Consider the following 12,596-nt stretch of genomic DNA (forward strand, 5'->3'; position numbering starts at 1 on the left):
CTGATGGCAGTGCAGATTGCGGTGATCGATGACTGGCAGGACGTGGCCAGCGGCGTGGTGGACTGGTCGGTGCTGGAGAGCATTGGCCAGGTCAGTTTTATCCACGACTATCCGGCCGACAACGCCGTTCTGGCCGAACGCCTGGGCGCGTTCGAAGTGATTTGCGTGATGCGCGAGCGCACACGGTTCGACGAAGACCTGCTGCGCCGTTTGCCGAAACTGAAACTGTTGGTCACCGGCGGCATGCGCAACGCCGCCCTCGACCTGAAAGCCGCCACCGCGCTGGGCATTCAGGTCAGCGGCACCGACAGCTACAAACACGCCGCCCCGGAACTGACCTGGGCGCTGATCATGGCCGCCACCCGCAACCTGGTGGCCGAAGCCAACGCCCTGCGCGCCGGCCAGTGGCAACAAGGCCTGGGCGGCGACCTGCATGGCAAGACCCTGGCGATCCTCGGCCTGGGCAGCATCGGCCAGCGCGTGGCGCAGTTTGGTCAGGTGTTCGGCATGCGGGTGATTGCCTGGAGTGAAAACCTTACTGCCGAACGGGCCGCCGAGGTCGGCGTGACCTATGTCAGCAAACAGGAACTGTTCGAGCAGGCCGACGTGCTGTCGGTGCATTTGGTGCTCAGCGACCGCAGTCGTGGAATCGTCGACGCCCAGGCGCTGGACTGGATGAAACCTTCGGCGCTGCTGGTCAATACCGCTCGCGGGCCGATTGTCGATGAAGCGGCGCTGATCAAGGCGTTGCAGAAGAATCGCCTGGCGGGTGCGGCGCTGGATGTATTCGATCAGGAGCCGTTACCCGCATTGCACCCGTTCCGCACCCTGCCCAATGTGCTGGCCACGCCCCATGTCGGGTATGTCAGCCGGCAAAATTATCATCAGTTTTTTGCGCAGATGATTGATGACATACAGGCTTGGGCGGCGGGTGCGCCGGTTCGGTTGTTGAGCTAAGACCGCGTTATCGTTCTTCGCGGGCAAGCCTCGCTCCTACAGGGATTTCTTGTGAACACGCGTTTTGTGTACACCACCAATCTACTGTGGGAGCGAGCTTGCTCGCGATGAGGCCTTCCCAACCACTAAATCCCTAAAATCAAGACGCACCGCAATGGTGCAAAACCTCTTCCCCCCTCGCACACCCATGTGACTTGCGCGTGACATTTTGGCCCGCAATCCTAAAAAAACATGCCCTTCGTCGGTGCGTTAGCCCTGCGTATTTGCACGTCCGTACCTCTTTAAACCGATTGTCGAACAATTTTGCCATTTGGTCTGTGCCGCTCTAAGTTCTGGCCTAGACTGATTTTCGCGGGTTGAAACCGGTCGGTCACAAAGCGGGAAAATAGTCGAAACTTTTACCTGTTGTGCAGAGTCCTCTCTTAGACAGGTGCGTTCCGACTGGTGCAATCCTTGCAATAGCCCTTGTATGAGCCGCTCCACCCTTTGTGCTTTAGCGTATTGGGCAGCCATTGCTCCTCAATGCGTAGCGCGTTTGCGCCCGGCCACAGGATTTGGCCACGGACACTGTTTGTGCCACGCCTAGAATTAGATCAACAACACGGGAGATTCATATGATCAGTGCGGCTTTAGATATTCAGGGAGAACGTGCTCATCAGCAGGTCGGCGAATCGAGCGCCGTGAATGCCCCCAGCACCAAGACGATCAGCGTTCCCGGCACCAAGACGCTGGCACCGATCGCCAGTCAGAACCCCAACCGCAAAAAGGTTTTATTCGTCACCTCGGAAATCGCCGACCTGGTCAAGACCGGCGGCTTGGGTGACGTCTCCGCAGCACTGCCACGGGCCATGGCTCATCTGCACGACGTTCGCGTGTTGATCCCCGGTTATCCGCAAGTGCTGCACAGCGAAAACCCGATCCACATTATTGGTGAACTGGGCGGTCATGCGGCGTTGCCACCCTGCAAGATCGGGCGCATGGACATGCCGGATGGCCTGGTCATTTACGTGTTGATCTGCCCCGAACTCTACGAGCGCGAGGGTTCACCCTACGGCGCCAACAACGGCCGCGACTGGCCGGACAACCACATTCGTTTCGCCCGCCTGGGCCTGGCCGCTGCCGACATTGCCGCCAACCTCGCACAAATCCACTGGTGCCCGGACTTGGTGCACGCCCATGACTGGCCTGCTGGCCTGGCCCCGGCGTATATGCACTGGCGTGGACAACGCACCCCGACCCTGTTCACCATCCATAACCTCGCCTATCAGGGCGTGACCAGTCTCGGCTCTTGCCCGGAGCTGGGCATTCCGATGCACGCGTTGCAACAGGAAGGCATGGAGTTCTACGGCAAGATGTCGTTCCTCAAGGCCGGCATGGCCTATTCGAGCCACATCACCACGGTCAGCGCCACCTACGCCCAGGAAATCACCACCCCGGCCTTCGGCTGCGGCCTCGACGGTTTTCTCGCCGCCAAGACCCAGCAAGGCCTGCTCAGTGGCATTCCGAATGGCATCGACGAGAGCTGGGACGCGGCCACCGATCCGCACCTGTTCTGCCCGTTCACCATCGGTGACTGGGACGGTAAAGCGGTCAACGCCGCCCATGTGCGCGAGTTGTTCGGCCTCGAAGATTCCGAAGGCCCGCTGTTCGCCGTGGTCTCGCGACTGGTGTACCAGAAAGGCCTCGACCTGACGGAAGCCGTGGCCGATTTCATCGTCGAAAACGGCGGCCAGGTGGCCATCATCGGCCGTGGCGAGCCGGAAGAAGAACAAGCCATGCGTGAACTGGCCCTGCGTTTCCCCGGCCAGGTCGGCGTGCGTATCGGCTTCAACGAAACCGATGCCCGACGCATGTTCGCCGGCAGTGATTTCCTGCTGATGCCTTCGCGTTACGAACCTTGCGGCCTGAGCCAGATGTACGCCCAGCGCTTCGGCTCGTTGCCGGTGGCGCGTAACACCGGCGGCCTGGCCGACACCATTGAAAACGGTGTGACCGGTTTCCTGTTCGACGAATCCACCGTCGAAAGCTACCGCGAAGCCGTGGGCCGTGCGTTCAAGGTCTTCGCCTTCCCCGACTTGCTGAACGCCATGCGCTGCCGCGCGATGGCCGCGCCGTTCAACTGGTGCAAGGCCGTCGAACCCTATGCCGAACTCTACGAAAAACTGGTAGGCAAAGCCTTGGGCAAATCGGGCCATAAATAAATCAGAGGCTTTCAACGATGCCGTTACGGACCCTTGAGACCTGGCCCCACGGCGCAATCATGCTGGACGCAGAACACACGCGTTTTGCCTTGTGGGCGCCAGATGCGTTTGACGTCAGTGTCGAACTGGATGATGGACACTCCATACCACTACAGCCCCAGGGTGATGGCTGGTTTGTGATCAAGACCCGCTGCCCGGCCGGCACGCGTTACCGCTACAACATCGATGGCGAACTGGAGGTGCCCGACCCGGCCTCCCGCGCCCAGGCCGGGGACCTCGACCGCCACAGCGTGGTGGTCGATCCCCTCGCCTACCACTGGCAACACAACGACTGGCAAGGTCGGCCGTGGAATGAAGCGGTGATCTACGAACTGCACGTCGGGACGCTCGGTGGGTACAGCGAGGTCGAGCAACACCTGGCGCGCCTGGTTGAACTGGGCATCACCGCCATCGAACTGATGCCCTTGGCGCAATTCCCCGGCGAGCGCAATTGGGGCTACGACGGGGTCCTGCCCTACGCGCCCCAAGCCTCCTACGGCTCTCCCGAACAACTCAAACACCTGATCGACACCGCCCACGGCCATGGTCTGGCGGTGATTCTCGACGTGGTCTACAACCACTTCGGCCCCGACGGCAACTATTTGCATCGCTACGCCAAAGGCTTCTTTCGCGAAGACAAACACACCCCGTGGGGCGCCGCCATCGACTTCCGCCGTCGCGAAGTGCGGGACTTCTTCATTGAAAACGCGCTGATGTGGTTGCTCGAATACCGCTTCGACGGTTTGCGCCTGGACGCGGTGCACGCCATCGAAGACCCGGATTTCCTCCAGGAATTGGCGCAACGGGTACGCCGACAGGCCGCGCCGGGCCGGCACGTGTGGTTGAACCTGGAAAACGAACACAACCAGGCCAGCCTGCTGGAGCAAGGTTTCGATGCGCAGTGGAACGACGACGGCCACAACGCCCTGCACGTGCTGCTGACCGGAGAAACCGACGCCTACTACGCCGACTACGCCGAAAACCCAACGGAACAACTGGCCCGTTGCCTGAGCGAAGGCTTCGTGTTTCAGGGCCACATCAATCGCCACGGTGAGTCCCGGGGCGAACCCAGTGGTCACTTGCCGCCGAGTGCCTTCGTGCTGTTTTTGCAAAACCACGACCAGATCGGCAATCGCGCCTTTGGCGAACGCCTGCATCAACTGGCCCCGACCGACGCGTTGAAAGCGGCGACGGCGCTGCTGTTGTTGTCGCCGATGATTCCGCTGATGTTCATGGGTGACGAGTTCGCCGCCGAGCAACCATTCCTGTTTTTCACCAGCCACCACGGCGAACTGGCGGAACTGGTGCGCGAAGGCCGACGCAACGAATTCGCGGCGTTCAGTGCCTTCCAGGATCCGCACAAACGCGAGCAGATTCCCGACCCGAATGCGCCGCAAACCTTTGAAGCGTCGCAGCCACGCCCGGCAGATGAGCCGGCGCAACAGGCCATTCACGACCTGTATCGGCAACTGCTGAAGCTGCGTCATGAACACATCATTCCGCACCTGCCCGGCTCCCGTGCCCTGGGCACTGAAGTGCTGGGAGAAGGCGCCGTTTCAGCGAGTTGGCGCCTGGGCAACGGCAATCTGCTGCGTATTGACCTGAACCTCAGCGACGCGCCCGTGGTCCACCCTCCACAGGCCGATGCTTCGCTGTTGTTCGAACACCCACCCGCGTCCGGCCTGTTGAACCAGAGCAGCCTCGCCCCTTATTGCGTGCTCGTCAGCCTCACGGCTGCAAACCCTTTGCTACCTGATGGAGAGCGCCTATGAGCGATGCGCAACTGGAAATACTGGCCAGCCGTGCTGGCCTGGCAGTCGACTGGATCGACGCCAACGGACGCCCACAGAAAGTCGCTCCGGCCGTGTTGCGCGCGGTGCTGATCGGGCTCGGCCACCCGGCCAGCACGACTCAGGAAATCGACGCCAGCCTGCTGCAATTGCAGCAAGTGCAACAGACCCGCCACCTGCCGCCGCTGATCACCGCGGACGTCGGCAAAGGCCTCGACCTGGCGCGCTATTTCGAACCTGAAACGCCGTGCGAGGTGCATCTTGAAGACGGCTCGCGCCTGCACCTGAAACTCGATGCCGAGGCGATCCTGCCGGGCCTGATTCCGGTCGGCTATCAACACGTCAGCATCGACGGCCAATCCTTCACGCTGGCCGTAGCCCCCGAGCGCTGCTACAGCGTCGGCGATGCCGTGGACAGCCCGATCCCGCGCACCTGGGGTTTGAGCGTGCAGTTGTATTCCCTGCGGCGTCCCGGCGACGGCGGCTTCGGTGATACCCAAGCCCTGGAAGACCTGGCCCGCGTGGCCGGTGAACGGGGTGCCGAGGCGCTGGCGATCAGCCCGATGCACGCGATGTTCAGCAGCGATACCCATCGCTACAGCCCGTATTCGCCGTCCAGCCGCTTGTTCCTCAACAGCCTCTACGCCGCGCCGGGGGCGATCCTTGGCGAGCGCGCCTTGCGTGATGCGATTGACGCCACCGGGCTGGCCGAGCAACTGCAAGCACTTGAAGCCCTGCCGCTGATCAATTGGCCGGTAGCCGCCGAAGCCAAACATCGGTTGTTGCAGGCGCTCTACGAAGGTTTTGTCCAGGGTGAACATCCCTTGCATGAAGACTTCAGCAGCTTCCGCCATGCCGGTGGTGAAGCGCTGGAAAACCATTGTCGCTTCGAAGCCATCCAGGAAGCCCGGGCCGCCCGTGGTGAAGACCTGGACTGGCGCCACTGGCCGGAACGATGGCAAGACCCGCGCAGCGCCGCCCTGGCCGACTTCGCCGAAGAAAACGCCGGGCGCATCGGCTTCTTCGCCTTCTGCCAATGGTTAATCGACCGCTGCCTGGCGCGAGCGCAAACCGCAGCCCTCGGCGCCGGCATGGGCATCGGTCTGGTGGCAGATCTGGCCGTCGGCGCCGATGGCGGTGGCAGTCAGGCCTGGAGCCGCCAGGACGAATTGCTCGCGTCCCTGACCGTCGGTGCGCCGCCGGACATCCTCAACCGTTCCGGCCAGGGCTGGGGGATTTCTGCGTTTTCCCCGGAAGGTCTGGTGCGCAATGGTTTCCGGGCGTTCATTGAAATGCTGCGGGCCAACTTCGCCCATGCCGGTGGCTTGCGCATCGACCACGTGATGGGCCTGCAACGGCTGTGGGTGATCCCCAATGACGCGCCTCCCGCCGACGGCGCTTATCTGTATTACCCGGTGGACGACATGCTGCGTTTGCTGGCCCTCGAATCCCATCGGCATCAGGCCATCGTCCTTGGCGAAGACCTGGGCACCGTGGCCGACGGCCTGCGGGAAAAACTCATCGCCCGTTCGATTCTTGGCATGCGCGTGCTGTTGTTTGAACAGGACAACAGCCACTTCAAGTCGATCCTCGATTGGCCGGACAACGCCCTGGCGACCACCAGCACCCATGACCTGCCCACGCTCAATGGCTGGTGGCATGGCCACGACATCGACTGGACTGCCCGCCTCGGCCTGGTGGATGCCAGTGGCGAGATCGAGTGGCGCCATCACCGCGAACGGGAGCGCGAAGGCCTGCGCCGGGTGTTAAGCGAGGACCCGCAAAACTTCCGCGAAGAGTCCCACGAAACCGATCAAGTGCTCGACGCCGCGATCCGTTTCCTGGGCCATACCCGTGCGCCGCTGGTGCTGTTGCCGATGGAAGATGCCCTGGGCATCGAACAGCAAGCCAACCTGCCCGGCACCATCGACACGCACCCCAACTGGTCACGGCGCCTGCCCGGTGCCAGTGAAACCTTGCTCGATGACCCGGACGCCGCCCGACGCCTTGAACTGCTCGCCTGCGCGCGACTCCAGGCGGCCGAGCGTGACCAATGAACCAGACGCTCATCCAACCGCTGCGGGCGACCCTGCGGCTGCAGTTCCATAAAGGCTTCACCCTCGACGATGCCGTGCCGCTGGTGCCGTACTTCGCCAGTCTGGGCATCAGCCATGTCTATGCCTCGCCGCTGCTGAGCGCCCGCGCCGGTTCGATGCACGGCTACGACGTGGTGGACCCGACCACGGTCAACCCGGAGCTCGGTGGTGAGGCCGCGTTGCGGCGCTTGGTGGATGCCCTGCGCCAGCAAAAGATGGGGCTGATCCTCGACATCGTCTCCAACCACATGGCCGTCGGTGGTAGCGACAATCCGTGGTGGCTGGACTTGCTGGAATGGGGTCGCCTGAGTCCTTACGGCGAGTTTTTCGACATCCAGTGGCACTCCCCCGACCCGTTGATGGAAGGCCAGTTGCTGCTGCCGTTTTTGGGCAGCGACTACGGCGTCGCCTTACAGGACGGCACCCTGCCCTTGCGCTTCGACGCCGAGCACGGCGCGTTTTACGTCGAGCACTACGACCATCACTTTCCGATTTGCCCGACCGGCTACGGCGAACTGCTCAAGCCCAACGAGCAGTTGAATGCCGAACAAACCGAACAACTGAAATTCCTCAGCGATCGTTTTGCGGCCCTGAGCTACCAGACCGACGCCCACAGCCTGGCGATTCTCCTTCAAGAGGAATTGCGCGAGTTGGCAGGCGACCCGGCCATCCTGCACGCCATCCAACAGCACATCAGCACGTATGACTCGCTGACAACAGAAGGCTTTCAAAACCTGCACAACCTGCTGGAGCGCCAGAGTTATCGCCTGGCCAGTTGGCGCACGGCGGCGGACGACATCAACTGGCGGCGCTTCTTCGATGTCAACGAACTCGGCGGCCTACGGGTCGAGCGTCCGGCGGTGTTCGAAGAAACCCACGCGAAAATCTTCGAACTGATCGCCGAGGGTTTGGTGGATGGTTTACGCATCGACCATATCGACGGCCTCGCCGACCCACGGGGTTACTGCCGCAAACTGCGGCGTCGGGTCGATAGCCTGTCACCCCAGCGACATCTGCCGATCTACGTCGAGAAGATCCTCGGCGAAGGTGAAACCCTGCACCGGGACTGGTCGGTGGATGGCACCACCGGTTATGAATTCATGAACCAGTTGTCGTTGCTGCAACACGATCCGGCAGGCGCCGAGACCTTGGGCGAATTGTGGAACCGCCACAGTGAACGCCCCGCCGGGTTCATCCAGGAAGCGCAATTGGCGCGGCAGCAAATCCTCAACGGTTCGCTGGCCGGGGACTTTGAAAGTGTCGCCCAGGCCTTGTTGCAAGTGGCCCGGGATGACCTGATGACCCGCGACCTGACCCTCGGCGCGATCCGCCGGGCGTTGCAGGAATTGATCGTGCACTTCCCGGTGTACCGCACCTACATCAGCCCCTGTGGTCGCTCGAAGGAAGACGATGTGTTTTTCCAACAGGCCATGGACGGCGCACGGCAGACCTTGGGCGAGGCCGATTGGCCGGTGCTCGATTGCCTGGCCGGCTGGCTCGGCGGCGAGCCTTGGCGCAAACGTCCGGTGGGTCGCCAGCGCAAGATCCTCAAGCACGCCTGTGTGCGCTTTCAGCAACTGACCTCTCCCGCTGCGGCCAAAGCCGTGGAAGACACCGCGTTCTATCGCTCGGCGGTATTGCTGTCGCGCAATGACGTGGGCTTCAGCACCGAACAGTTCAGTGCACCGGTCAGCGATTTCCATGACGCCTGCCTGCAACGCTTCGAAGCTTTCCCGAACAACCTGCTGGCCACCGCGACCCACGACCACAAGCGCGGCGAAGACACCCGGGCGCGGCTCGCGGTACTGAGCGAACGCAGCGACTGGTACGCCGAACAGGTCGAACACTGGCGCAACCTGGCGCGGGAACTGCGCAGCGACGACAGCGCACCCTCGGCTGGTGACGAGTTGATTCTCTATCAAGCGCTCCTCGGCAGTTGGCCATTGGAACTGCGCAGCGATGATCAAGCGGCGCTGGCGGACTACGCCAAACGCCTGTGGCAGTGGCAGCAAAAAGCCCTGCGCGAAGCCAAGTTGCAAAGCAGCTGGAGCGCACCGAACGACGCTTACGAACAGGCCACCGAAGCCTTTCTCAATCGCTTGCTGCTGAGCCCCGAAGGTCTGCCTTTGCGTTCAGCGCTGGGCGAAGCAGCGCAGTCGATTGCCACGCCCGGCGCGTTGAATGGTTTGGCGCAAACCTTGCTGCGCATGACTGTGCCGGGGGTGCCGGACCTCTATCAGGGCAACGACTTCTGGGACTTTACCCTGGTCGATCCGGACAACCGCCGGCCGGTGGATTACGCCAGCCGACAACAGGCGTTGCAGACGCCACTTGAGTTGTCCGGGCTGTTGGCGAACTGGCGTGACGGGCGCATCAAGCAACGCCTGATCGCCACGACGTTGAACCGTCGGGCCGACCACGCCGAGCTGTTTCGTCAAGGGGCCTATGATGCCCTTGAAGTGGTCGGCAGCGAGGCGCATCGAGTGCTGGCGTTTACGCGCTCGCTGGAAGGCAAACGCGCCATCGTGATCGTACCGATACGCTGTGCCGGGCTGCTGGAAAACAGTGCCACGCCTCAGGTGGACGCGCTGCGATGGGGCGATACGCGGGTGAAATTACCGTTCGCCGCCCCAAACCAGAACCTGAAGGGACTTTTTTCAAACGCAGCAGTCACAAAAAACATGGAGCTGGAAATCAGCGCCGCGCTGGGGGACTTCCCGGTCAATCTCTTTATCCAAACTATCGACACTTGAGTTCAGTTCAGGAGCATTGCGATGAGTACCGAAGATAAACGCGTTCGCGAATTTGCCTATCAAATCTGGGAGTCGGAAGGGAAACCCGAAGGCCAGGACGCCCGCCACTGGGAGATGGCGCGCAAGCTGGCCGAAGCTGAAGCCCTGGCGCCCAAGAAATCGCCCAAGGCTGCCGGCAGCAAGACACCTGCCGCCAAACCAGCCGCCGCCAAAGCCGGCGGCAAACTCAACGGTCAAGCCGATGCCAAGGCCCCGGCGGCAAAAGCCAAAGCCAAACCTGCTGCGGCGGCCAAAGTAACCCCGCCGGGTGAAAAAGCCGCCGAGAAAAAACCTCGCGCCGCGAAAAAGCCACCGACGGTTTGACGCTTCACGCCTTGTCCTGATTGATCTCGTGGCGAGTTCGCTCGCCATTGTGGGCGCACTCGCCCGGAATAAATGAAACACCGCAATCCCTGTGGGAGCGAGCCTGCTCGCGAAAAGGGAGTATCAGGCGACATCGATATTGACTGATACACCGCTTTCGCGAGCAGGCTCGCTCCCACAGAGGTCGTCCACACTGACTGACAGACATCACCCGCACCCCATTTGCAGGAGCATCTATGACCAATCCAAAGAAAGCCGCGCCAGAACCTCAAGCCGAGGCCTCGCGAATCCGTGAAGGCTTGCCCTTCCCGCTGGGCGCGACCTGGGATGGTTTGGGGGTCAACTTCGCGCTGTTCTCCGCCAACGCCACCAAAGTAGAACTGTGCATCTTCGACGACGCCGGCGAAGTGGAACTGGAACGCATCGAGCTACCGGAATACACCGACGAGATCTATCACGGCTACCTGCCCGACGCCCATCCGGGGCTGATCTACGGCTACCGGGTCTACGGTCCCTACGACCCGGCCAACGGCCATCGTTTCAACCACAACAAATTGCTGATCGACCCCTACGCCAAACAACTGGTCGGCCAGTTGAAATGGTCCGAAGCGCTGTTCGGCTACACCATCGGCCACCCCGACGCCGACCTCAGTTTCGATGAGCGCGACAGCGCACCCTTCGTGCCCAAGTGCAAAGTCATCGACCCGGCCCACACCTGGGGCCATGACCATCGGGTCAGTGTGCCGTGGGACAAAACGATCATTTATGAGACCCACGTGCGCGGCATCAGCATGCGTCACCCTTCCGTCCCCGAGAACGTGCGTGGCACCTTCGCCGGGTTGATGGTCGATGACGTGCTGGAACACATCCGCAAACTCGGTGTGTCGACCGTGGAATTGCTGCCGATCCACGCCTTCGTCAACGACCAGCATCTGCTGCACAAAGGCATGACCAATTACTGGGGCTACAACAGCATCGCGTTCTTCGCCCCGGACCCGCGCTACCTGGCCAGCGGCAAGATCGCCGAGTTCAAGGAGATGGTCGCGCACCTGCACGAAGCGAATCTGGAAGTGATCCTCGACGTGGTCTACAACCACACCGCCGAGGGCAACGAACAAGGTCCGACCCTGTCGATGCGCGGTATCGACAACGCCTCGTACTACCGCTTGATGCCCGATGACAAACGCTTCTACATCAACGATTCCGGGACCGGCAACACCCTGGATTTGAGTCACCCGTGCGTGCTGCAAATGGTCACCGACTCGCTGCGCTACTGGGCCACGGAAATGCACGTGGACGGTTTCCGCTTCGACCTCGCGACCATCCTCGGGCGCTACCACGACGGTTTCGACGAACGCCACAGCTTCCTCGTTGCCTGTCGCCAGGACCCGGTGTTGCGTCAGGTGAAGATGATCGCCGAGCCTTGGGACTGCGGCCCCGGCGGCTATCAGGTCGGTGGCTTCCCGCCGGGTTGGGTCGAGTGGAACGACAAGTTCCGCGACACCGTGCGCGCCTTCTGGAAAGGTGATGACGGGCAACTGGCGGACTTCGCCAGCCGCATGACCGCGTCCGGCGAGATGTTCAATCAGCGCGGACGGCGGCCGTATGCCTCGGTGAACTTCATCACCGCCCACGACGGTTTCACCCTCAACGACCTGGTGTCGTACAACGACAAGCACAACGAAGCCAACGACGAAAACAATCAGGACGGCAGCAACAACAACCTGTCGTGGAACCACGGCGTCGAAGGCCCGACCGACGATCCCGAAATCAATGAACTGCGCCTGCGCCAGATGCGCAACTTCTTCGCCACGCTGCTGCTGTCCCAGGGCACGCCGATGCTGGTGGCCGGCGATGAATTCGCCCGGACCCAGGACGGCAACAACAACGCCTATTGCCAGGACAGCGACATCGGTTGGGTCAACTGGGACCTGAGCGAAGACGGCAAGGCCTTGCTCAAATTCGTCAAACGCCTGATCAAGCTGCGCCTGGCCTACCCGATCCTGCGTCGCGGGCGCTTCCTGGTGGGCAATTACAACGAGGACATCGGCGTAAAAGACGTGACTTGGCTGGCCCCGGACGGCAGCGAGATGAGCACCGAACAATGGCAGGAAGCCCACGGTCGCTGCCTGGGCATGCTGCTCGACGGTCGCGCCCAGGAAACCGGCATCCGTCGCAAGGGTGGCGATGCGACGTTGCTGCTGGTGGTCAATGCCCACCATGACATCGTCAACTTCACGTTGCCGGAAGTCCCGGATGGCGGTCACTGGACCTGCATGATCGACACCAATCAGCCGTCGATTCGCGGTCAGGAACGCTTCGAGATCGGTCACGAATATTCGGTCACCGGCCGTTCGCTGCTGCTGTTCGAATTGCAGCATGAGGAAGATGAGTGAA

At 61.9% G+C, this 12,596-nt stretch carries 7 protein-coding genes; all 7 read left to right on the plus strand.

The window, feature by feature from the left end:
- The first annotated feature begins 3 nt into the window (after positions 1–3).
- The 7 genes from BK667_RS16220 to glgX all read left to right on the plus strand — a co-directional run bounded on the left by BK667_RS16220 (position 4) and on the right by glgX (position 12,595).
- On the plus strand, positions 4–957 hold the full coding sequence (locus BK667_RS16220) for a D-2-hydroxyacid dehydrogenase family protein (protein WP_123598238.1): 954 nt from the start codon (positions 4–6) through the stop codon (positions 955–957).
- A 614-nt stretch (positions 958–1,571) separates the two neighbouring features.
- The gene (gene glgA, locus BK667_RS16225) at positions 1,572–3,158 is read left to right on the plus strand and encodes a glycogen synthase GlgA (RefSeq protein ID WP_123509632.1); all 1,587 of its coding nucleotides are present in this window, start codon (positions 1,572–1,574) and stop codon (positions 3,156–3,158) included.
- Between the two features lie 17 nt (positions 3,159–3,175).
- Positions 3,176–4,969, plus strand: coding sequence for a malto-oligosyltrehalose trehalohydrolase (gene treZ, locus BK667_RS16230; RefSeq protein ID WP_123598239.1), 1,794 nt, complete (start codon positions 3,176–3,178; stop codon positions 4,967–4,969).
- Positions 4,966–7,044: a 4-alpha-glucanotransferase gene (malQ, locus tag BK667_RS16235; protein WP_123598240.1), complete on the plus strand. Its 2,079-nt coding sequence runs from the start codon at positions 4,966–4,968 to the stop codon at positions 7,042–7,044. The genes treZ and malQ overlap by 4 nt, the downstream gene beginning before the upstream one ends.
- Positions 7,041–9,836 (plus strand): malto-oligosyltrehalose synthase, encoded by a 2,796-nt coding sequence (locus BK667_RS16240; protein ID WP_123598241.1) that lies wholly within the window; start codon positions 7,041–7,043, stop codon positions 9,834–9,836. The genes malQ and BK667_RS16240 overlap by 4 nt, the downstream gene beginning before the upstream one ends.
- 21 nt (positions 9,837–9,857) lie before the next feature.
- Positions 9,858–10,199, plus strand: coding sequence for a DUF2934 domain-containing protein (locus BK667_RS16245; protein WP_123598242.1), 342 nt, complete (start codon positions 9,858–9,860; stop codon positions 10,197–10,199).
- 236 nt (positions 10,200–10,435) lie between these two features.
- Entirely contained in the window at positions 10,436–12,595 is a 2,160-nt protein-coding gene (gene glgX / locus BK667_RS16255; protein ID WP_123509638.1) for a glycogen debranching protein GlgX, read from the plus strand.
- The last annotated feature ends 1 nt before the right edge of the window (position 12,596 follow it).

The organism is Pseudomonas frederiksbergensis, assembly GCF_003732705.1.
In the GTDB taxonomy this organism is placed as follows: Bacteria; Pseudomonadota; Gammaproteobacteria; order Pseudomonadales; family Pseudomonadaceae; genus Aquipseudomonas; species Aquipseudomonas frederiksbergensis_F.

Excerpts from the sequence above, each read along its gene's own strand:
- BK667_RS16220 (WP_123598238.1), top strand. The coding sequence starts at position 4 with ATGGCAGTGCAGATTGCGGTGATCGATGACTGGCAGGACGTGGCCAGC.
- BK667_RS16245 (WP_123598242.1), top strand. The coding sequence starts at position 9,858 with ATGAGTACCGAAGATAAACGCGTTCGCGAATTTGCCTATCAAATCTGG.
- BK667_RS16240 (WP_123598241.1), top strand. The coding sequence starts at position 7,041 with ATGAACCAGACGCTCATCCAACCGCTGCGGGCGACCCTGCGGCTGCAG.
- glgX (WP_123509638.1), top strand. The coding sequence starts at position 10,436 with ATGACCAATCCAAAGAAAGCCGCGCCAGAACCTCAAGCCGAGGCCTCG.
- malQ (WP_123598240.1), top strand. The coding sequence starts at position 4,966 with ATGAGCGATGCGCAACTGGAAATACTGGCCAGCCGTGCTGGCCTGGCA.
- treZ (WP_123598239.1), top strand. The coding sequence starts at position 3,176 with ATGCCGTTACGGACCCTTGAGACCTGGCCCCACGGCGCAATCATGCTG.
- glgA (WP_123509632.1), top strand. The coding sequence starts at position 1,572 with ATGATCAGTGCGGCTTTAGATATTCAGGGAGAACGTGCTCATCAGCAG.